General features: G+C 42.5%; 24 protein-coding genes. 6 read left to right on the forward strand and 18 right to left on the reverse strand.

The features are described from left to right. Nucleotides 1-270: 270 nt before the first annotated feature. Nucleotides 271-1,335: a YkgJ family cysteine cluster protein gene (locus ACC612_RS13495; RefSeq protein WP_371855112.1), complete on the forward strand. Its 1,065-nt coding sequence runs from the start codon at nucleotides 271-273 to the stop codon at nucleotides 1,333-1,335. A gap of 55 nt (nucleotides 1,336-1,390) precedes the next feature. Here the strand turns inward: ACC612_RS13495 and ACC612_RS13500 are convergent, their stop codons facing one another. Continuing rightward, entirely contained in the window at nucleotides 1,391-1,612 is a 222-nt protein-coding gene (locus tag ACC612_RS13500) for a helix-turn-helix transcriptional regulator (protein WP_371855113.1), read from the reverse strand. A gap of 1 nt (nucleotide 1,613) precedes the next feature. Continuing rightward, complete coding sequence (locus ACC612_RS13505; RefSeq protein WP_371855114.1) at nucleotides 1,614-1,997, reverse strand: DUF2178 domain-containing protein; 384 nt, start codon at nucleotides 1,995-1,997, stop codon at nucleotides 1,614-1,616. A 172-nt stretch (nucleotides 1,998-2,169) separates the two neighbouring features. Between ACC612_RS13505 and ACC612_RS13510 the strand changes: the two genes are divergently transcribed. Beyond that, a complete protein-coding gene (locus ACC612_RS13510; protein WP_371855115.1) occupies nucleotides 2,170-2,577 on the forward strand; it encodes a pyridoxamine 5'-phosphate oxidase family protein in 408 nt (135 codons plus the stop codon). Between the two features lie 23 nt (nucleotides 2,578-2,600). Here ACC612_RS13510 and ACC612_RS13515 read toward each other — a convergent pair whose 3' ends face one another. From ACC612_RS13515 to ACC612_RS13540, 6 genes are all read right to left on the reverse strand, one after another. After that, complete coding sequence (locus ACC612_RS13515) at nucleotides 2,601-3,398, reverse strand: TrmB family transcriptional regulator (protein ID WP_371855116.1); 798 nt, start codon at nucleotides 3,396-3,398, stop codon at nucleotides 2,601-2,603. Between the two features lie 50 nt (nucleotides 3,399-3,448). Beyond that, nucleotides 3,449-4,519: a COG1361 S-layer family protein gene (locus ACC612_RS13520; RefSeq protein WP_371855117.1), complete on the reverse strand. Its 1,071-nt coding sequence runs from the start codon at nucleotides 4,517-4,519 to the stop codon at nucleotides 3,449-3,451. Continuing rightward, complete coding sequence (locus ACC612_RS13525) at nucleotides 4,516-5,628, reverse strand: COG1361 S-layer family protein (protein ID WP_371855118.1); 1,113 nt, start codon at nucleotides 5,626-5,628, stop codon at nucleotides 4,516-4,518. The genes ACC612_RS13520 and ACC612_RS13525 overlap by 4 nt, the downstream gene beginning before the upstream one ends. Further along, entirely contained in the window at nucleotides 5,625-7,973 is a 2,349-nt protein-coding gene (locus tag ACC612_RS13530) for a hydrophobe/amphiphile efflux-3 (HAE3) family transporter (protein ID WP_371855119.1), read from the reverse strand. The genes ACC612_RS13525 and ACC612_RS13530 overlap by 4 nt, the downstream gene beginning before the upstream one ends. A gap of 195 nt (nucleotides 7,974-8,168) precedes the next feature. Next, nucleotides 8,169-10,004: a PEGA domain-containing protein gene (locus tag ACC612_RS13535; RefSeq protein ID WP_371855120.1), complete on the reverse strand. Its 1,836-nt coding sequence runs from the start codon at nucleotides 10,002-10,004 to the stop codon at nucleotides 8,169-8,171. A gap of 18 nt (nucleotides 10,005-10,022) precedes the next feature. Further along, nucleotides 10,023-11,309, reverse strand: a complete 1,287-nt coding sequence (locus ACC612_RS13540) for an SPFH domain-containing protein (protein WP_371855121.1) — start codon at nucleotides 11,307-11,309, stop codon at nucleotides 10,023-10,025. 117 nt (nucleotides 11,310-11,426) lie between these two features. Between ACC612_RS13540 and ACC612_RS13545 the strand changes: the two genes are divergently transcribed. Genes ACC612_RS13545 through ACC612_RS13560 form a run of 4 tightly spaced genes read left to right on the forward strand, consistent with a single transcriptional unit; the run spans nucleotide 11,427 to nucleotide 14,706 of the window. Then, entirely contained in the window at nucleotides 11,427-11,582 is a 156-nt protein-coding gene (locus ACC612_RS13545) for a hypothetical protein (protein ID WP_371855122.1), read from the forward strand. Then, on the forward strand, nucleotides 11,583-12,152 hold the full coding sequence (locus tag ACC612_RS13550; protein WP_371855123.1) for a hypothetical protein: 570 nt from the start codon (nucleotides 11,583-11,585) through the stop codon (nucleotides 12,150-12,152). A 28-nt stretch (nucleotides 12,153-12,180) separates the two neighbouring features. After that, a complete protein-coding gene (locus tag ACC612_RS13555) occupies nucleotides 12,181-13,344 on the forward strand; it encodes a 26S protease regulatory subunit (RefSeq protein ID WP_371855124.1) in 1,164 nt (387 codons plus the stop codon). Between the two features lie 51 nt (nucleotides 13,345-13,395). Next, the gene (locus tag ACC612_RS13560; RefSeq protein WP_371855125.1) at nucleotides 13,396-14,706 is read left to right on the forward strand and encodes a hypothetical protein; all 1,311 of its coding nucleotides are present in this window, start codon (nucleotides 13,396-13,398) and stop codon (nucleotides 14,704-14,706) included. A 92-nt stretch (nucleotides 14,707-14,798) separates the two neighbouring features. Here the strand turns inward: ACC612_RS13560 and ACC612_RS13565 are convergent, their stop codons facing one another. From ACC612_RS13565 to ACC612_RS13610, 10 genes are all read right to left on the reverse strand, one after another. Further along, complete coding sequence (locus ACC612_RS13565) at nucleotides 14,799-15,191, reverse strand: 30S ribosomal protein S6e (protein ID WP_371855126.1); 393 nt, start codon at nucleotides 15,189-15,191, stop codon at nucleotides 14,799-14,801. A gap of 58 nt (nucleotides 15,192-15,249) precedes the next feature. After that, nucleotides 15,250-17,025, reverse strand: a complete 1,776-nt coding sequence (gene infB / locus ACC612_RS13570; protein ID WP_371855128.1) for a translation initiation factor IF-2 — start codon at nucleotides 17,023-17,025, stop codon at nucleotides 15,250-15,252. Between the two features lie 109 nt (nucleotides 17,026-17,134). Then, a complete protein-coding gene (gene ndk / locus ACC612_RS13575; protein ID WP_371855129.1) occupies nucleotides 17,135-17,584 on the reverse strand; it encodes a nucleoside-diphosphate kinase in 450 nt (149 codons plus the stop codon). Between the two features lie 12 nt (nucleotides 17,585-17,596). Further along, nucleotides 17,597-17,785 (reverse strand): 50S ribosomal protein L24e, encoded by a 189-nt coding sequence (locus ACC612_RS13580; protein WP_321417638.1) that lies wholly within the window; start codon nucleotides 17,783-17,785, stop codon nucleotides 17,597-17,599. A 6-nt stretch (nucleotides 17,786-17,791) separates the two neighbouring features. Beyond that, nucleotides 17,792-18,007, reverse strand: coding sequence for a 30S ribosomal protein S28e (locus tag ACC612_RS13585; protein WP_015324884.1), 216 nt, complete (start codon nucleotides 18,005-18,007; stop codon nucleotides 17,792-17,794). A 21-nt stretch (nucleotides 18,008-18,028) separates the two neighbouring features. Then, on the reverse strand, nucleotides 18,029-18,385 hold the full coding sequence (gene rpl7ae / locus ACC612_RS13590; protein WP_371855130.1) for a 50S ribosomal protein L7Ae: 357 nt from the start codon (nucleotides 18,383-18,385) through the stop codon (nucleotides 18,029-18,031). A 258-nt stretch (nucleotides 18,386-18,643) separates the two neighbouring features. Then, nucleotides 18,644-19,516 carry a hypothetical protein gene (locus tag ACC612_RS13595; RefSeq protein WP_371855132.1) on the reverse strand — a complete coding sequence of 291 codons (873 nt, stop codon included), beginning with the start codon at nucleotides 19,514-19,516 and terminating at the stop codon, nucleotides 18,644-18,646. A gap of 129 nt (nucleotides 19,517-19,645) precedes the next feature. Further along, nucleotides 19,646-20,872 carry a SufD family Fe-S cluster assembly protein gene (locus tag ACC612_RS13600; RefSeq protein ID WP_371855133.1) on the reverse strand — a complete coding sequence of 409 codons (1,227 nt, stop codon included), beginning with the start codon at nucleotides 20,870-20,872 and terminating at the stop codon, nucleotides 19,646-19,648. Beyond that, a complete protein-coding gene (locus ACC612_RS13605) occupies nucleotides 20,851-21,597 on the reverse strand; it encodes an ABC transporter ATP-binding protein (RefSeq protein ID WP_371855135.1) in 747 nt (248 codons plus the stop codon). The genes ACC612_RS13600 and ACC612_RS13605 overlap by 22 nt, the downstream gene beginning before the upstream one ends. A 127-nt stretch (nucleotides 21,598-21,724) precedes the next feature. Then, entirely contained in the window at nucleotides 21,725-21,961 is a 237-nt protein-coding gene (locus ACC612_RS13610) for a cytochrome b5 domain-containing protein (protein WP_371855136.1), read from the reverse strand. Nucleotides 21,962-22,013: the final 52 nt, after the last annotated feature.

Here is a 22,013-nt window from a genome sequence, read left to right on the forward strand (position 1 = left end):
CTTATCAACTATTGGTACTTACTGAATTGCAAAATAAAGTTAAACTCAGGAATTCGTTTGGAAGGCTATTCTAAAAAAGTACATCAAATTAGAATAGAAATCTAAGGAGCTAATTTGATGGCCTCTAAGAGTATTCCTGTATAATAAAGAAAGGGGACAATGAGTATTTATTATATATTAAATTTTGCATCAAAATGTTTGACTCGACAGAATAGACGACTGCAACTTATATTTTCCAAGAACATATAAGATAAGCATAATTAAGATTACATGAAGCGGAAGTTCACCGTGACACAGATAGACCTTACACCGCTCAAAGGAATGAATTTTAGTTGTCTGGAAGGATGCGGGTTCTGTTGCAGTTATCCTGCAGAAGTAATGGAATCTGAGGATAGTTTTTTCCGGATTAAAGATATGGAACCTGCTGCCTTAAAAAAGTGGGAGACAACTGACCCTCAATTCTGTAATGTATTCACTATGAAACAACAGAATGATATCGGTGCCTGCATTTACCTCAGGGAAGATAACAGATGTGGCATCTACCCTATACGTTCAATTATTTGCAGGAACTATCCAATCAAGATATTTTTCGGCTGGCGTATACAGTTATATGTCACTATGACATGCAGAGGAGTTATTGAAGCGCCTGGTTCTTCCAAACTACTTCAAACGGGAGAACAGGTTATTTCAGAGACGCCCTCTGAAATCATACTGCAAAGAATATCTAAAGCAGATGAAATGTATTCATCTTTGCCGCAGGTACTGGAAAATTACATTCCTCCTGAAGCATTGCAGAAAAAACTTATAGAATGCGCCTCCTCCATTGTGATCGATCCCTTCAAATTATCAGAGGAATGCATCACAGACTTTGAATCACAGTTATCATCTGACAACTTCATGGATCTGCCCACTTATTTATCTAAAGATCTGAAATGGATGGTCTTTAAGCTGGAAGAAAACCAGATAAAGGAACTGATACTCAAAAGAAACGGTGAAACTGAAACCACTAGAGTAACAGATTATTCAGGGATCAGACCAAGAGCCTGCTCTGCTGCTGCAATCAAATACATGCGCCAATATTTGTTGAATATCGCACACCATGACCATTTTACAGGAATGGTTTATTTGAATGCAATAAACTCAGGAGCATATGACTCAATTGTTGATCAGGGAGTCCATTTATTAAATAAAATTGCCGGAGAATTCCTGGTTAAAGCGAATTTTCTGGCAGCTATCGGAAACCATAAAGAGATAGATGAAGAACTGGTGCGTGAGACCATTATTTTCTCTGATGGATATTTAGCTACATGCCCAGCCTATGGAATTGTTATATGATTGAACTTGATACAAGAAAGGAGATTTTGAAATATTGGCTTTGAATATAAAAGAATTAAGTCTGTGTTTCCTGAACAGGCTCTTTTACTTCATAGACAAATAGTTCCTCAATAGGAACCTCGAACAGCTGAGATAGTTTGAATGCAAGTTCAAGAGAAGGATCGTATTTTCCCTTTTCAATTGCATTTATCGTCTGCCTTGTTACATGCAGTTTGTCCGCCAGAGCTTCCTGGGTAAGGTCGTGAATAGCTCTGTGAACTTTTATTTTGTTCTTCATCCTATGCCTCGTATTTCCTGTTGTAGTACGAGTAAAGGATTGCATAAAGCAATATAATAAGACAGCTTGCATAGGCAAGGAAAAAGCCAAGATCCATATATTGAGGATATATGTTTCTCATTGATATGAGAATGGAGCCAACTACAGCAAAGCATATAGCAACAATTTTAATTGTGAGGGTGGAAGCAAGATGACCTATGTGAAAGTTCATTTCATCTTCCACAACCCCATTAACTGTTTTTTTGGCAAGATATAGCACCACCATGCCTGCAAACATACCCCCGCCTACGAGTACCGGATTCCCTATAGAAGATGCAAATCCTACAATTGCTCCGACAGCCACTACAATAATAAACGAGAAAACGCTGAATTGATTTTTCTTCATATTGAGCCTCATATGTATTATAAACTACATTAAGTAAATTTAAATTAACATAATGTACTGTTTACTTTACATTATGTAAAACATGTATATAAAGATACTCAATGAAAACGAATAATGAAGGTTTATCTTTTATACTATGCTATCTGAGATCTATTATCGAACAGGTGATGCAATGGTAAAGCTTAATTCATCTATGAAAGACGCATTTTCCAAAATGAGGATATTTCCACTGGCAACCGCTTCAAAAGAAGGCGTTCCAAATGTCATACCCATCGGCTTCTGTAAATTGCAGGAAGACGATGAAACGGTCTGGATAGCCGATAACTTTTTCCTGAAAACACTTGAAAACCTCAAGGAAAATCCCATGGTTGCCCTGTATGTATGGGGACCTGAGACACAGGGCTGTTTCCAGATAAAAGGCCCCATAGAGATCAAAACAAGTGGTGAAGATTACGAAAAGATGTACAAGATGGTCAAGTCCATGGGAGACAGATTCCCAGCCAGAAGCCTTGTGGTATTGAAGATCACAGAAGTATACGAGTGCATATCAGGCCCTGATGCAGGCAAAAGGCTGCTCTGAAATTGCTCCGAATTATTCCTTTTTTAATCCAAATAAATTTGAGCAACTTCCCACTCGGCTTCAAGTAAGTGTTTCACAAAGAAAACAAACTCTTTTCCATTGGACCAGATAGCTGCGAGCTCTTCTCTTGAACCTGCATCTTTCCTGAGATTTATCAACACCTCAGAGCTATCTACTAAAATAACTCCACCTTTTCTGAATTCTTCGTCTTTGAGAGTATACAATCTAAGTTCTGCTGCTGGAATTTGTTTTGCTATATCCTGCAATTCCGCTGGCGAATAGACGATTATACGCACTTTAACACCTTCGCTGATCTTGCGATTTAATACCTCAGCAAGTTCCTGATGGTGCTTTTCTACCAGCGGGTACATATTTTCAAGATCCCTGAAACCTGGATGAGGGGTTTCTGCAATTATTTCGGATCTTGCATTGCAAATAACCTGGATTATCCTGTCAGTTACATTTTTCAGGCCGTTTATAGTCCAGACAACCTCTTCCTGAATTTCATTATCCTCACTTGAGTATACCTCTTCAAGTTTTTCAAGAGCTAATTCAGTTTCCTGCTCAAAATCCTTTTTGATCTTTTCAATGGCTTCCTGAGGGCAGATGCATTTGTATCGCATGGGCTTTGTATGCTGCACTTCAATAAGACCACGTTCAGCAAGCTTTTTTAGGACTCCGTATACAGCAGGCCTTGGTATGCCTGAGAACATATGAAGGTCTGTGGCTGTGCCGCTCCCATACCTGTTCAATGCCACAAAGACCTTGGCCTCATACTCGGTAAGTCCTAAATTCTTAAGAGAATCAATAAGTGAAAACATGAAACTTTTTTCCTTTAAATTAAGGAGAGAGGGGTTTATTCTTTACCCGTCTATCCTTTTTTCTGTTTATTGTAGATGAAAAAACCACCTGCAGCAACGATCACTATTAAAATGATCGCAAACAATCCAGTATAAGTTGACAATGACTCACCAAAAGACCTTGCAGGCAATGTTTCAGTCTTTATCTTAATAGTATCTGATATCTGGCTATGCCCATCTTGATCCTCGTATTTGATCTCACTATTGATGGAATATGCCTTTGCCACTGCCATTTCATCAACTTTCAGCTTAAATAAAGCATCTGCTGTCTGCCCTGGCTCCAAGGTTCCTAAGAAAGCCTGATCGTCCGTAGTACTGAAAGGATCATCGGGGCTAATTCTGACTGTAGCGTCTTTTGCCGTCATCTCTCCTGTGTTCTTATAGGTGACACGCAGCATCCCATCTGAATTTGCATATAGCGTACCTGTAGCATTCACCACCTCAAAATCAGCCTCATTATCTACCTTTATGTTGATAGTCTGGTTCTGCTGACCCACAGCATACCACAGTCCCACTTCCATATTGGTGATACCCAGATCAGTTTCATCATCACCATTGATCTGAACATCCTGCTGATACCCATAATACAGTTGCAGGTTCAAGGGATAAGTGCCTGCGGGAGCATTCTTGGATATCTCTATGCTAAACTGCACAGGATCTTCAGTTTGCTGTCCGGAGGAAAGAGATCCAGCCTCTTGTGGTCCGGATTTGACTATTACGTATGGACTTGAAGAGTTGAGAATAGCTACAATACCAATAGCAGTAGTTCTCTGTGCTTCATAATTCATCTCTGTCATCTGCAACTTCTGTTCAAGTTCATCAAGGTCGTCTTTATCAGCTTCGTCCTCAAAGCCGCTGATAACACCTTTGTTCATCAGATTGAGGTCTATTGTTACTGTGTCCCCACGGGAATACTCATTATCCCCGATCAAAGTTGCAGTTACATTAGGTCCTCCGTAGACGGAATAGTAATTGTCATCAAAGTTAAAGAATTCAGGTAACTGTGCACATGCAGGTGCTGTAATGGAAATTACCAGAAATAAGAATGCTAATACATTAGTCACATTTTTCAGGCTGTTCATTCAATCCCTCTGTTCTTTTGGTTCATGCTCCTCAATATGTTCTTAGATATTATTACTATCAAAGTAATGATTATGCCGATGATGGCAATGCCGGTGATATTCAATTTATCTTCAGTAGGTGTGACCGGGACATCCACTTTCATATTGCTTGAATATGCAATCTCACCGTCTGTATCGATGTATTTGATCTCACTGTCCAATCCATATGTCTTCGCCACAGCTGTACGTTCTGAAGCGATCACAAATGATGCAGTTTTGCTTGAACCCGGTTCAATAGTGCCAAGGGGTTGTGTAGACCCACCACAAGAGAGAGGTTTCATTGCAACGATCCTTGCAGTAGCATCTGTTGCCGGAAGCTCCCCGGTGTTAGTATAGGTGACATTTATGGTACTAGTGCTACCTGCTGAAAGCTGTCCCGACACTTCAGTAACTTCTAACCTGGGCTCAGGCTCTATAACTATCGGAATTGTTAAGGTTTTATTTGCTGTCTGATAAAAGGTTTCATGATCCTTTGAAGGCATACCCTGAACAGCTGTGCTTCCCGCAGTCATTCGTATATCTTTTTGATATTCATATGCAAGAGGAAGAACCAGCATATAGACACCAGCAGGTGCATTTTCTGAGATTGTCAGAGTAAATACAAGAGGATCGGGCAATTGTCCCGGAAAAACTTCTTCCAAGGTCTGGCTGTTAGTGGTCGGGTCAACATCTATATATTCTGAATTGGTAACCAAGGTCGCTTTCACACCATAAGCAACAGTACGGAGAGATTCATAGTTCAGCTCTTTGATGGAAAGAGCCTGTTTAGTTTCAGAAGTACCGACACCTTGTGCACTCTTAGCCCCATAGAGCACTCCCCTGTTGGAAATAACGATCTTTAGATCTCTTGTTTCCCCTCTTTTAACTTCAGCATCTCCAAGCACTGAAGCATAAAGGTCCGGTTCTCCGTAGCTTGTGTAAAAGTTTGTAGTCTGCTGATATGTAGCTGGCAAGAACTCCTTTGCAGAAGCAGGACATACTCCCACAGCTGAAAGCATGCTAAGCATAATCACAACTACCAGAATGATGGAAAAGCACGCTGTAATTCGTTTATAATATCTATTGTTCATATGGTGCTAACCTCCGTTGCCTTGGCATGGTTAGTATTCATGGTTTTCATTTTCTTTTTCGAGATCCTTTGTTCCCTGTGCTTGTCCAATAAGACCAACACGGGAGGGAATACTACAAATGTAGCAAACAGTGCCAACGTAACATCAATTACCGTAATGAAGCCAAAATTGCTGGTCATACTAAAGGGAGAAGCGATCAATGCAGCAAAACCAAAAACGGTAGTAAGTCCGGAACTGATAATGGCTTTCCCCATCTTGAGACCTGCCTCATGCATAGCCTCATCAGGCGTGGCGCCTTTATCTTTCTCTTCGAAATATCTCTCCATCATAAGGATAGCATATTCGGAACCCACTCCAAGAATAAGTGCACCAAGAGTTGCTGTCATGGGAGTGTATTCGAGACCTGTATAATACATGATACCTCCGGACCATCCTACTACTATCAGCATTGTAATGACAGGAGTCAGAGCTTTAAGGTGATCTCTGTAAATTGCCATCAGTCCTATGAAGACCATGACTATACCAAGCATTGTCATCAACATACGCCCTGAAGTAAGCGCACCGATCACCTCAAAGAAAACTACAGAATTTCCGGTGATAGTAACAGTGGTGCCAGGAGGCGGAACAAACCATTTAATGTCTTCTTCGACGGTATCCGAAAGTTCAGATATACCTTCAAGTCCAAGTTCCCCCATAGCGTTGCCGATGTTAAGGTTCAGCACCATGATATTCCCGCCATGGAGGTACCATTGTTTCTGGCTATCTGGTATCTGTGCATATATATGTTCTACTTCTTCGGCAGTATCCGGGATCTCACCGCGGTTCATTTCTTTTACAAGAGACACAATACTATTGGACCCATATATGTGAGATCTGCCCTCAACTTCGTGCTGTGAGAACTCGTCAATCCATTTAAGCAGGTCAGGATTGGCATTGTCGTCTGTTTTAATTACAAGATTTAGCTGATCGGTACCACCCAGTATGCTTCCAAGATGTTTGAGGTCCAATAAAGCAGGCATGTCCTGTGGGACAAAAGTCTGGACATCTGTCTGCAGGGGAACCATAGAATCCACGTACATGCCACCAAGACAGGACAAGCTTGCAATAATTAGGATAATCCATGGATATTTTAATGTGAAAGAAGTCATCTTCCCGATCAATCGATCTAATATATCAGGTTGTGTTGTGTTGCTTGGATGATCATTCTTTTTATTGATACCTTTTTTCGAGTTCTTTCTATCCTCCAGGCGATGCAGAGTATAGATGACTGTGACACCTACAAAGAGGGAAACAATAAAACACATGACTATTCCTATGAGCAGAAGTTTTCCAAAATCCTGTATCATGGGCACTGCAGATGTAAACAGAGAAAAGAAACCCAGAGCTGTGATGATCAGAGCTATAAGCACTGCAGGTCCGATGTGCTTAATAGTTTGCACCACTGCTTCAGCAGCATCTTCTCCTTTTGCAAGTTCTTCCTCTATGCGGTTATGGAACTGGATAGCATAATCGATCCCAAGCCCGATAAGTACCGGAAAAGCGGCCATTGATACCATTGTCATGGGTATGTTCATGAAACCCATTGCACCGAAAGTTAATATGATACCCAGAAGTACAATTGGTAACGGAAGTAGTCTCCACCGAACATGCTTGAATACCATATAAAGTACTACTAGCATCAGTATGGCTGATATCCCAAGCAACGGCCCCATGCTTGAGTTCATCTCGTAGTTAAGTGCAACATTAAAAGCAGGATCACCGGTTACTATCACATTGTAGTCCGGCGGAAACTTGGCAAACGCAACAGCTGACTCTGTCTGTTCCAATATCTCTTCCTGCATCTGGTCCGTGGTAGTTCCTTCTATTACAACAGACATGAAAGCGTGGGTGTCATCAGGCATAAGAGCAGAAGGCATGTATGAAGCCACTATACCCTTTATAGTTGCTTCATCATCGGGTATTTCTGCATTCCCGGTCATTTTGTAGTTAACTTCTTTTATAACGGTGGAAGGAGAAGTCACTTCAATTACACCTGGTATATTAGCAGCTGAAAGCTGGGCCCTGTCCAAGGCTTTGAGAAGTTCCGGATTTGTGATATCCTGACCCTCGACCATCACAACTATTGACTGGGTGCTGAAAAGATTAAGATAAAGATGGTCAAAATCCTGATACAGCTTGGAGGTCTTTTCAACAAAAGTATCAGTCCCTGATTTCATTTCAATGAGCTGGGCTCCCTGCAGGGAGAGGACTATTAACAGCAGCGCAATCAGTCCGATAGCTACTGAGTTGTCCTCGATGAAGACTCCAAGTTTTTCAAATATGCCTTTTATAATTACACACCTCAACTGTTACAGCTTTTTGTCAGGATATGTGCCTTATAGAAGAGACTTATATTTATAGTTTCCTATAAAAATACGACTTTGTTGTTATTAAAATAACAACTAAAAATAATGATAAATAGTTGCACATATAGCACTTTATAGTTCTACGTAGAAGGAAAAGAAAAGGAAAAAAGAGAAACACAGAAAAAGAAACGTTTGTCATTCAAGCTTTTCGCCACATTGCATACAGAATTTTTCTCCTTCTTCCGCATCTCTACCGCATTTTGGACATTTCTTCTTCCCTGCACCGATATTCGAGCGCTGTATAACACTATCCTGAATGGTAGTGGTGCTGGTAATGTTGTATTGAGTAGTGGCCGTGTCCACAAAGAGATTTACATCTGTTCTTTTTTGGATCTCTTCAAGCATCTTATGATAGAAACCTGTAAGTGCTTCTTCTTTCTGAGCCCAGGCTTTAAGTATCAGGCGAGATTTACGTTTCCCAACTACTTCCACATAGGCTGCATATTCCATACCTGAAACACCTTCAGCGAAGAACCTTGCAACACCTGTGAAAAGCTGCGGCGTAGAAGTCGTTTCCGGATTTAGCATGTACAGGTTCAAGTCCCTGAGCACTCTTGAAGAGATATCAAAAAGATTCTCTGCAGGAATATCGAGGTCAAGGCTTTCTTCTTCTGCCACAAGCATCTTGTTAACCTTTTGCCTCCAGGCATCTTCATGGATTTCCCGTCTTCTTAGCACAGGGCAGATAATGCTTACCATCTTGCTTACAATATCGCCTTTTCTTCTTTTCCTCAGGCTATAGTCATAATATGTAATGGAACCTGAGATCGCACAATCACCGCATTCGCCTGTGGGACGTATCTCGAATGTCGCTGTTTTACTTTCACCTGGTTCCAGCATGGAGATGGTCTTTTCCTTCTCCTGCATATAGAATACATCAGGAACGAACAAATCCACTTTTATGTCACCTATCGGGTCTTTGGAAAGGTTCTCAACTTTTACCTTATACTGGATAGAGGCACCTGCATATTGGAATGCTGATTTTACCACAATAGGAATTCCGTTCTTCCCGGTTACAGGAGGTGTATTAACAGATTCAGTTATCTTTTTCTGTGGCTTTTCAGTGGGCAGGGGTGGTGACATTACAGGAGTGGACTCAACAACTACTGGTGGAGCTTTGCTAACTTTATTTATAACAACTGGTTCCACTGTCTTTTTTTGCTTAGTGCCCTTTTTCTTACCTTTGAGAAGGAGTACTAAGAATAGCAGAAGGAACACCACCACAACAAGAATCATTAACAGGCCCAGGACACCATATATTGCATCATCAGTCTGGGTAGAGTCACTATATCCCGTACCGGAAATGTCAGTGATCGTTGAAAGCGTGCGTGGATGATAGTATACCACCCCGGCATAAACATAGACGCTCTCTTCCAGACTCTGGTATCCTACTTTGGAGAGTCCTATAGTGTGGGTGCCTGCCTGCACATCATATATCCAAAAATAGTCAGAGCCGGTCGTACCCATATAGTAACCATCCAGATATACTTCCACTCCCGGAGGTGTGGTAGTTATGGCAATGGAACCAGTAGTGGAGGTGGTGGAAGTAGTAGATGTGGTAGAGGCAGTATCAGTAGTGTACGTTTCTTCTGAACTAACCTCTACATTAGAGATCAACACATAATTAATATAATAAGCGTCAGTGTACAGGCTGTCAATGTCAAAATCAATACTGATCTTGTCATCATAGTATGAGAAATGCGTTCCGGGACTGTAAATCTGGTCAATGAGCACAACTGAGCCATAAGTAATCGAAAGTTCCACAGTATTGCTGTAAGTGTCCACTGAGTATACATTCAAGTAATAGCCATTGTCCACTTCAATGAAACTGTATTCCATCAGAGGAATGCTATCGTCATAGTAAGTGTAGTCACTGAGGGGAATTATACCGTCAGCTGAACTTGCCAAGGGGATGGCAAATATAGACAGCAAGAGAAATAATGCATAGGTATAGGACTTGTGGATCAGCATATGCCACATCCTTTCCAATCACTCAAGCTTTTTTCCGCACTGGCTGCAGAAACTCGCCTCTGCAGGAATTGTGGAGCCACACCCGGAACACCGCTTTACAGCAGAGCCACCTTTTGAACTTGCAGCACCCATCAAACCCGCATCCAGTTCATGTCTTCTGTAGGCATCAGCGCGCTCCCGGTCTTCGACATCCATCATAAAGGAAACCTTATCTTCCTTTGCCATAACCTCACTCTGTTTTACTTTGGCAAGGGCTTCTAACTGCTCTGATGACAGTTTTGCGTACTCTCTGCCTTCACTTATGGTCTTGGCAACATCAGCACCGCCGGTACTAGTAACAGCACTGATGTAATCCATGTCCCTGTAATGCTCCCGGTCCTTCATATCCTGTTCTACTTCAAGTTCCGCACGCATTCCTTTTGCCTTTGAGATATGCAGTTGATCTTTAAGTGCTATGGCATCTAAGGCTTCTTTCATATCTGTTTCATGGCGCAGCCTTTCAAGTTCCAACCGGGCTTCTTCTTCTTTCAGGCGTTCCTCACGGACAAATTCACTTCTTACGGCTGTTGGAGCTTGTGATGCCCGTACCTGTGCTACATCTACCCGCCCAAAGCGCTCGTATTTTCCTTCTTCTCCAAGTGTCTTAAGCTCAGCAAGTTCTTCTTCAGTCTGGAACTGGTTAGTTGCCTCCATAACCCTGCCGTATGATCCCAGGTCCCATTGTATTGTATACCTGAGCATTTCCAGCCCCCACATTTCCAACGTAGAACGCAGCTTCATTTCCAGTTCGTTCTCCAGACGCATCCGCAGTTCCCTATTACCATAGATGTTCTCTATGTTCTCGGTCCTGACCTCCGGCTCAAGTACAAGCGTGATGACCTCGCTTTCCAGGCGTTTGTAGACATCCTGCACACTTAAACTCCGCTCTCCATCTTTATCAGATGTCGTGTAGGCGAAGATCATCTGGAACAAACGTTTTATCTCCATGACCCTGAACCTGAGCACGCCACTACACGATAAGCTCTGGTTGTCTGCTGTCCAGAGTTTTGAACATTTCCATTGCAGGTCTTTAGGTGATGTATCTATAAGGGCAACATCCACATCCTTGCGGATAGTGCCGGGACTTAGCAAACCACCCACACTTAGTTTCCCACTTTCGATAACTTCCTCTATCTCCCCTTCCTTGATCAGCACACCTTTTTCGTTTGGAGAGAGGATCACAGATTTTCTGAAAAACCCATCCACGTTCTTCTTTGGAACTACCCTAGCTAATTCATCTGGCTGTCTTTTCCATTTGAAGGCCATTTGTGTTCCCCCACACTATTCTATAATTATTAATCGGTAAAGATTATATATATGGTTTTGCCAAAGTATTAAATGGTAAACATTTGTGGGAAATGACAACTTCCAAAGGGAGTTAACATGAACAGATCATATCCTGTGAGCGCGAGGGTTTCTGAGGATATCAACCAGTATCTTGAAAAACTGGTGAATTCCGGACAGGCTATCAATAAATCTGAGGCTGTAAAGCTGTGCATCAGATATGCCAAGCAGATGAAGATGGAGGAGGTCATATAAGTGGAGATCAACAACCCTTTCAAGAAAGTGTCACCTGATGAGCTCAAAACCAAACTTGCCATTTCGGAACAAAGGCTCTCAGCCAGAGAGAAAGAACTGGTCAAAAAGAAAAATAAAGCACGTGAAGAAGCAAAGAATGCACTTTCTGAAGGCAACGACAGAGAATTCAGAGTGGCTTCAAGGCGCTATTCTCTGGTGGACGGGCAGGTAAATACCATTGGCAGCATGGTGGAAATGGCGCAGTCCATGACCGATGTTATAGAAATGCAAACTGGTCTTAAAGAAGTCGTAGAGATCGGCCAGGACCTGGGCAAATGGCAGAAACAATTGGGATTTGACACGAATAAGATGGAAAGTGCCATCACGAACATTCGTACCTCTATGGAAAAGGTCAACACGGCTACGAGCATGATGACCTCTTCGATGGATGTTGCGATGAGCGGAAATACTGAACTGAGTGAAATGCAGGATGCTCTGCGGTCTGAACTCCTTGCAGAGCTTAGTGGTGAAAAGGCATCAGAGGATAAGCTTTCAAAGAAGATAGAGTCGGAGCTATCTGAAAGCAAATAAATTTATTTTGTTAACTTGAGGTGCTAACTTGGCTGCATCAAGTTCCATGGCGGCAGAGGCTCGGGGATACGCCAGAGTGGCAAAGGAGCTGGAAGACTCCGGAGAGCTGGAACGGGCACGTACTTTGTATCTCAAAGCTGCGAAGCTGTACAATGAAGCGTCTAAAACAACAGATGATGCTACAGACAGAAACATCCAGAGAGATCTGGCTGAACATCTGCTGGAAAGAGCACAGTCTATAAGACAGACAGAAGTACAGCATTCTGGCAAAGAAAGAGGAAAAGGAAATGGTGATGAAAGTTCTCTCTCTAAAGAGGACCTTTTTCTCAAACAGATCCCGGATGTGGGCTTTGCTGATATAGGCGGCCTGGAGAACGTAAAGGAAGAAATCAGAAAGTCTATCATATATCCCTTCACTCATAAAGAGCTGTACAAGTTGTACGGGCAGAAGGCAGGAGAAGGCATATTACTATATGGCCCTCCAGGTTGTGGAAAGACCATGATGGCTAAGGCTGCTGCAAAAGAATGTGGTGCTGATTTCATAAGTGTCAAGACCAGCAGTATAGTAAGCAAATGGGTGGGAGCTTCAGAGAAGAATATAAAGCAGGTATTTGATACCGCCAGAGGCAGTGAAAGAGCTATAATATTTTTCGACGAGATAGATTCCATTGCAGTGCGGCGTAGTGAAAGTGAGGATTATGCAAAACGTGTGGTTAATGAGTTGCTGGCGCAGATGGATGGAGTGGATACTTCACATGACAATCTGCTTGTGCTTGCTGCGACAAACGAACCCTGGGCTATAGATCCGGCTTTGCGAAGGCCGGGACGCTTCAGTAAACTGGTATTCATTCCCGAACCTGATATGGAAGCAAGGATGGCTATTTTCGGCATACAGCTTAAGAAGCGTCCTATTGCAGAGGATGTGAACGTGCAGGAACTTGCACGCGTCACAGGATCTTATTCAGGTGCGGATATCTCTGCCATCTGCAAAGAAGCTGCGGATATTCCTCTGGGTGAGGCATTAAGAGGAGGAAAACCACGCAAAATAAAGATGCAGGATTTCCTGCAGGCGATAAAGCAGAGGAAACCTTCCATTCTCAGCTGGTACATTGAGGCAAAGGATCAGATCATGGACACCGGAGAAACAGATGCTTTTGAGGATATTCTTAAAAGAGAACTGGATGCAAGGTGAATAGTTACTAAAAGATCAGATTAGACAATAAGATAAACGGGGAGTGGAGATATGACAGCAGTTGAAGAGCCAGCGGAGCTACAGGCAAGGAACAGGAAAACTGTTCAGGAACATCTGGAGCAAGCATATGCTGCTGTAGACGGATTGATCAGAAAAAGTTATAGCAGGCATGATATGGAAACAACATCCCTTCTAAGGGACCTGAGGTCTAATATCAATAACCTGCTTCCGGAGATCAGATCTTCCGGCCTTGATACATTCCACAGCAGGAAAGGTAACTTAGACGATTTTTATGCTTCAGAGAAACGCTTCATTGAGAGTTCAGAAAGATTCTACCAAACTGTAACTTCCTCTTCTGAGGACATAGATGTTTTTAAATTGCAGCAGCTGCTCACAGCAATACAGAGAAATTTCAGGGAGATAATACCTGTTTCTGATGACGTGGTAAAGGATTTCAAGATTAGGGCAGGCATCAGTGTTGTTAGCGAGCCGGTCAAAGAGACCTCTGCTACTGTAAAAGCTTTCGGGATCTGTAGAGAAGTTCCAACAAATGCAGAAATATCTTCAGGCCCCTCTACTATGGAGATATTCGGCATCCACAGGGAAACACCAATAGATACAAGAACTTCTCCTACTGGTCAGAGCATGGGCATACCTATGGCCAGCAGTTCATATAATGTGACTATAGAGCCGGATGGCAGAGAACTTCCACCTCATCTGCTTGCCAGCCTATATAGTTATTTTAACTTACTGGAACAGAAGTATTCAACCAACCATCCTGAAATATCAGCAAATGATGTGTACATTGGGGACAAGAGATGGGAATTTGAAAAAGGGGAGAGATACATAAGAGGATACATATACGATAGCCTTTTCAGTAAAACTATTACTTTTTATACTGTATTCAAGCCTTTTGAGAGCCTTAAACAAATAACTGAGTTCATGCAGAAAGAAGCGGACAGGGTACCATCCGGGCAATATCTCAGCCTCTGTGTAGTGGGTGTTGAGTGGCCAGAAGACATTATAAAATGGGCAGCATCTTTCTTTCATCTGCGAATGTCGCTTTTCATTTATGATCTTGCAACAGGTGTTTTTTGTTTTAACAAAGAGCTGAAACAATCAGAAAGATTTGCTTTCTGGCACAATATGGATAAGGAAACTTCCAAATTGTATGACCAGCTTCTTGAAATACTTGAACAATATGGAGCTATAAGCATTGTTGAAGCTTCAAAGGAACTGGGAATGGAACAGAAAAGCACTGCAGAGTATTTTAAGAAGCTTTTAAAGGCAGGAGCGCTTGTGGATGTAGGATTTGGAGAACACAAATATGCTCTTTCCATATCAGCATCAAAAAAGGATTGAAACTACAGTTTCAAGAATGATATCACGGATGAACTTTGAATAGAATCAAGAATAAGAAATAGAAAATATAAAAGTGAATGATCCTAGCAGGATCACTCTTCGGTCTTGCCGCCACCGACGATCTCTTCGATGGACTTTTCGCCGTACTCAACAACCTTGGTGTTGATCTGGATGATATCAGGAGAGATTTCCTTTCCGTGCATCATCTTTCTGCGGCGCATGCCATTGGCCTTAGGCACATAACCCACACCAGTAGCAACAAGAATTCTCTTTCTCTTTGGTCCTGGAAGGTCTGGTCTCATGACCATTCCACTCTTGTCACTTCCACCGGTGATCAAGAGCTTGTATCCTGCAAGACCAACTACAGAGCCATCAATATCCTGGCCTATTGCCTTTCCGATGAACTTATTTGCTTCAGGACCCTTCACATCGAATTGATAGCTCTTTGTTTTTGGATCTGAAACGACTACTTTAAAATCTGCCAACTTTATTCCTCCGAATTGTTATAAATCCTTGTAATTTATGCAATATGATATCTGTTCTTCACTTTGCCCAAAATGGGTTTTCTTTCCTCTTAAGCTCCAAGAATGCATCTAAAGCTTCCACTTCATCCGCAGAAAGAGAATCACATATTTCATGCTCGAGTATCTTTGCATGCCTTTCAGGCACATTCACGTAAAGAATATCTTCCTCTTTTATCTGGCGTCCGACCGTAGGTCCTTCAATTGCCATGGCTACTTCCATTCCTGTTCTTGCAGAACCTATGTTTTCGCCTCTTAATTGCAAACCTTTGACCTTGCCAATGACCACACCATCAGCATTAGTGAGGTCAACATTTGTCCTCACGATACCAGATCTGATCTTTACTCCGACAACTGCGGGCTTACTCTGTCTGAAAATACAGTCACGCATTATCTGGAAGACAGCGGGTTTGATAATAGTCTCTGAAATATTCTTTTCAGAGAGTTCTTTCTGCTCTTCTATCCAATCCTTATAGTCGTCAATGAGCCTGTATATAACATCATTCACAAACAACTTGATGTTAGACAGCTGAGCTTTTTCTCTGGCATCCGGTAGTATCTTTACGTTGAATCCCACAAGCACTGAGTATTGCGGGTCCTCTATAGCTGAGACTTCAACTATATCACGATGCGTAATGTCGCCGACATCAGCTTTCCTTATAGGGATCTCCTCTTTTTGAAGCTCATTAACAAGAGCTTCGAGGGATCCAATGGTATCGGCTTTGATAGTGATACCCATTGCATCGGTGTCAATGTGTACCGCATCTACTTCCTGCTTAATATCCTGAACGATCTTGTCAAGGGTTTCCGGAGTGGCAACTCTTAAAGGAGTACCTGCAAGGGCTCCATCCAGATTAGGGGCCGAGATCTTTATACCAGCAGCTGCAATTACCTTATCGATCTGCTGGAACTTTTCTTCGGATTTGATCTCAGACAATGGCCTGGGCTTTAGGATAGCCCTCACTTTTGTCTGTATCGGCTCACCGAGGCTTCCAATTACAATAGTATCGCCTTTTTGCAGCATACCGTCATAAAGTATCAGATCAACAGTGGTACCGAGACCACGTTCTTCCTTCACTTCAAGTACGGTTCCTACTCCAGGACCAGTTGCATCATACTGCAGATTTGCTTCCAGGAATTTCTGTGCAAGCCCAAGCAATACCATCAATACATCAGCTATTCCTTCTCCGGTCTGGCCACTAATAGGAATAACGCCTATTGTGCGCTGGAAATCCTTTATCCTGTCATAACGGTCAGCATTGAACCCGACATTATAAAGTTCACCTATGACCTCATAGAATTTATTGTCAAGATACCCTTTCACATGTTCAGCCTGTTTATTATAGCTTACAAGGAAAGGAGCATTTGGTGTGGAGTTCCAACCATGTATCCTGTCGATCTTATTGGCTACGACCACAAAAGGAGTTTTGAAGCGCTTTAGGATCTGCAGGCTTTCTATGGTCTGTGGCTTGAAACCTTCATTGATGTCAACGACAACAATAGCAAGATCAGCGAGCGCTCCTCCGCGACTGCGCAGAGATGTGAACGCGTGATGACCAGGCGTATCGATGAACAGCAACCCCGGCACTAGAAACCTTTCCCTTAAGGAAGGATTACCACATTTCTCAACAATTACATCTATAGGCACTTCAGTAGCACCAATATGCTGGGTAATTGCGCCTGCTTCACCGGCAGCTACCGAACTTCCCCGTATCCTATCAAGCAGCGTGGTCTTCCCGTGGTCTACGTGCCCCATCACAGATACAATTGGAGTTCGTAAATTCTTTTTATCTACCATGAGAAACCCCTCGATTATTGTTCTTAAGATGTGTGGAATATAGGGAGCAGGTTATTCTCCATACTGATCACAAAAATGATCCTGTAGGTGAAAACCATTCTATCCCAGCTTACTCATATAACCATGCTTCATCTATCTTCTTGTAACCTGTGATCTCATTATCCTTAAAATGAATGGAGATCTCACGCTTTGCGGCCTCAGGTGAATCGGAAGCATGCACAATGTTCCTTCCGGTCTCAACTGCAAAATCGCCGCGGATAGTACCAGGCAATGCATTCACCGGATTGGTTGCTCCATTGATGCTCCTCATGATCGCGATGGAATTCTTACCTTCGATGACCATGGATACAGATGGGCCGGAGGTGACATAATCTATAAGAGAAGGGAAGAAGGGCTTTTCGGAGTGCTCCTTGTAATGCTCCTTAGCACTGTCCTTATCCATGACATTCATACGCATGGCTGCTATCTTGAGCCCTTTTCTCTCAATCCTTAAGATGACCTCGCCTATCAGACCTCTCTGTACAGCGTCTGGCTTTATCATCACATAAGTCTGTTCCATTTTGACACCGACTTAGGCTTTTTTGAGGTAGACTCTGCCCTGCTCTGTCCAAATGGTACGCCTTGGAAGCCTTCCAAGCATAAAGTTGTTCTCGCACTTGGATGAACAGAAATAATATGTAGATCCGTCTTTCTTGGCGAACAACTTTCCAGTACCTGGCTCGAGTAACTCACCGCAGAAAGAACACTTTCTCTGCTCCATTTTACATCACCTTGTAGTAAGCTTCTTTGCTTCCCTTGAGGTCTCCATAAGCATGAAGACGTCCCCGATCCTTACAGGGCCTACACTGTTACGGGTAATTATACGACCTTTGTCGCGGCCTTCCAGAACTCTGCACTGGATCTGGCTGGCTTCACCGTGCATACCGGTATTTCCGATAACATCGATGACCTCTGCCGCATATCCTGTATCATCATCTGCCATTGTCTATACCTCCCAAGGGGATTACTTCAGGGCGTTAACCTTCTGGACTATGTCGTCAATAAGCTCTGCACCCTTTCCTGCATCTATGATGGCCACTGTTGCACAGTTTACGCCAATACCGCATGCAGCTCCAAGTTCCTTCTGCTGCTTTACAAAGATATATGGTGCATTCTTCTCTTCACATAGAACAGGGATGTGAGCAATGATCTCTTCTGGCTGAATGTCCTCTGCGATGACTGCAAGCTTTACGATACCTCTCTCAATTGCTTTTGTTACTTCGTTGGTACCTTTCTTGAGTTTACCTGTGTCTCTTGCAAGTTCAACGCTCTCGAGGGCTTTGTCAGCGAGCTCTACTGGAATATCGAATTTTTTTGCCATGTTATTTATCTCCTTCAAAACCATGAATATATTTCATAGTCTTTCATCATTCATTGTAGCTCCGGAATAAATCAAGCCGGAACAGATTGGCTTAATGATCTTCAACTGCCTGCGTTAGTGCCTTTAAAGAAACTTACATCAAGCGTTGGCTATCAATCGTTGCATTTATTTATATACCTTACGGCAAAATACTAACGTAGCCTGCGCAGAAGGATTTATTAGAACAAAAGCCTTTCCGTCGAAAAATGAAAAAGAGCCTTAGACGAAAGGCTCAAATGCAAGGCCTAAAAGATTAGATTCATTTGCCTTTACAACCACGGTGGTGATATTACCATCTTCTGCAATATCATAATCAAGTCCACGGCTTGAACTGTTCTCTGCAAGCGAATTGAGTTTTGTCAGAACGCTTTGGTTCAGGTCCAGGTAGATAGTTTCCCTGGCATATGTTTCGTTATCTATAGCTTTAAACTCTAGGTAGTATTGATCAGCAGTCAGCTTCTTGTCAGAACTTATGATCTGGATCGCTGCTCCTGGCTCGGTTTTACTAAGCAAGTAGTCGAAATCATGCGAAGCCTCAGCATTACCGGAAAGGACATCCAGTACAGTCTTGACCCTTGTTTCACTACCTAATAACATTGGTGAACCAACTACGTTAGAATAATTATTGCCCCTTGACAGCAAATAATATCCATTATATGGTTCTGCTGATTGTACATACTGGAAGTTAACAACTTCCGGATAAATGGAGTGAAGCTGGAATACTGAATCCGAACTTTTATCGATATTATTGTCGACAGCACTGAACTCTTTAGTCACCCATACATTATATATTGCTGCCATTTGAGTCGCATTTGGCTCGAACATTTGTAACTGGCTATTGTAAACCTTAGTAAAATCAACAAATTGAGCAGATGTAATACCATCTGGACTCATTGCAATTCCATCTGCAATGGAATCAAGCTGATGATCAATATGTTCACCGGCAATGGTATCTATGCTAGGTGCCTCAATACCTGTTGTATCACTTGTAGTAGTTTTGTTGTTCTTGGACTCACCCGAAACGAAGACAGCAACTACAGACCCTAACATAATAACAACGAGAAAAATAGAAATAGCGCTCTGTTTATTCATTCATTATCCTCTCGGCTTTATCTAATGGCATAAAATAATAAAAACCTTTACTTAACAATATTTTATACATAAATATCAGAAAAGAAAAAGGTATGCAGAGATTTAGATTCTCCGCATCATCATATATAATTAAATAGCTTTCTCACCAATCTTGGCAATTGTCTCATCTATACTTGCCTTCAGTTCATCAGGTATACCCTGAATACCCACATCAAGGAAACCTCTCACAATCATTCCGACAGCTTCTTCCTCAGTAAGACCACGAGCCATAAGGTATTCTATTTGCTCCCTGGCAATCCTGCCCACAGCAGCTTCATGGGAAAGCTCAATATCTTCAACATTTGCTTCTAGGATGGGTATAGCCCTCTGAGTACCTTCCTTCGAAAGCACAAGACCATGACATTCAAGGTGTCCTTTTGCTCCATCGGCATTGCCTATCATTTCACCCCTTGCAATGACTGTTCCACCGGTGGTGATAGTCCTTGAGATCAGCTCTGCCTTCGTATCAGGAGCATCAAATATTACCCTGCTTCCGAGATCCAGCTCGGAGCCGGGGTGAGCCACACCTATGCTGTTCAGTCGTGTAAACGCTCCTTTTCCTTTAAGGTGGACTGTCGGATACATCTGGACTGACTTAACCGGTTTGAGAGTAATATAATTGTTGATGTAAGTGCCGCCTTCTTCAACATGCACCACAGTACGGGGTCTGACACCTATTTGTTCAGCCCAGTTATGTATCATAGTAAAGTTAAGGGTAGCTCCCTTTTTCACATACATTTCTGAAATTCCGAGATGTAATCCCTTTTCCACACCCTTTCTGGTGGAACATCCCGTAATTACATCAAGCTGTGCACCTTCTTCTACAACTATTATATTATGCACAGTTTGCGAAACTTGTTTGGAACCAATTAGCAGGCATGTCTGGACGGGCATTTTGGATTTTTTTCCTGCGGGAGCGCGGATAAAATAGCCATCTGCGTCCTGCAAGTAGGTCATAGCAGTATATTTGTCTGCATCAGGTTTCACAAGCTTCCAGAAATAATCCTTCACCCAGTCGTATTTCTTAATAGCGTCCTGAAGGGACATGAGCTCAACTTCATCGTCCTGTTTGACAGATGCATGCGAGACTGCATTGTTAAGCATGATGAAAGTGCCACTGCGGTTTTCCTCACTGGGTACAACACCCACATTTAAGAGCGTTTTCTGATCATCTGCACTGAGAGTCAGAAGATCCTCTGTAACCTCTACCTCTTTGCTGGCTAGCTGATAATCATCAAGGTTTAAATCCTCACCATAGGCAGCACTCTTCTTAAGCGCATCTTCTGCCTTTTTCTTCAGCGAAAGTTCATCTTGCATTTGATACACTCCTCATACCCCTGTGATTTAATGTCCTGCAGCATCTCGTGCGGGTTACCGGAACACATCACTGTTCCATTGCATAGTATAAATCCTCTATCTGCTTCCACATAGTCCAGTACCTGACCGGTATGGGTGATGATAAGGGCCGATTTACCATGTTTACATCTTTCTCCCGCACATTTACCACGGCCACTCAAAAGGTTCTTGATAGTGATGCCAAGTTGCTCAATGCTCACGAGATCTACTCCGGATTCAGGCTCATCAAGCAACACCATATCAGGATTCTGTACTGACAACTGCAATAGCTCTGATCTTTTGATCTCTCCGCCTGAGAAACCTACATTTATGTCCCTGTCAAGGAAACGCACCATGTCCAGTGTCTCAGCAATCTCATCATATTCACTGCCACTTTTAGAAACTACGTCTAAAAGACTACGCAGTTTTACTCCGCTCATGTTTGGCGGCCTCTGGGTCATTATCCCAAGCCCCATTTTTGCCCGTTCGTAGACGGACATATTTGTGATGTCTTCACCTTTGAAAATGATCTTTCCTTTAACTACTTTATAACCTGAGAATCCCATCAGGGTCATCAGCAAAGCTGATTTACCTGCACCGTTCGGTCCAAAAAGTACATTTTTATAGCCGTCCTCGACATTAAGGTTAATACCATTAAGGATTCGACGGCCCCCAATTTCTACGGTAAGGTCTTGTATCTCCAGCATATATGTCCCCCTTGAGAGAGCGAAGTTATATCCATCGGGTCTTTATTTATAGATTTCCACTTGTTAACGGCGTAAACTTCCGTGCAAGTGAAGTCTTGCATGTGTCAAAAACACAAAAGCATTAAACTCATTTTTTGATTGTGCCTACAACAGGGCATGCATCCAAGGCAAATGACTCATGTGGAGCTTCTGTGTCAAGAGCTTCAGTGAGATCATTGCCAGCTTCATGCAATCCCATGTGCTCTCCTTCTGACCAGAAAACACTCTCAGTTACATCGTATACTTTTCCATTGTACACGACATAAGCCTTTTCTCCATCTTTTCCGTTGTAACGGGCAATCTCTTCAACTGTAAACTCCTGCATATATAACACTCCTTATACCGAATAACAAAGGAGATTGAAAATGAAAAAGCAT

The organism is Methanomethylovorans sp. (assembly GCF_041447285.1).
Classification (GTDB): Archaea; Halobacteriota; Methanosarcinia; order Methanosarcinales; family Methanosarcinaceae; genus Methanomethylovorans.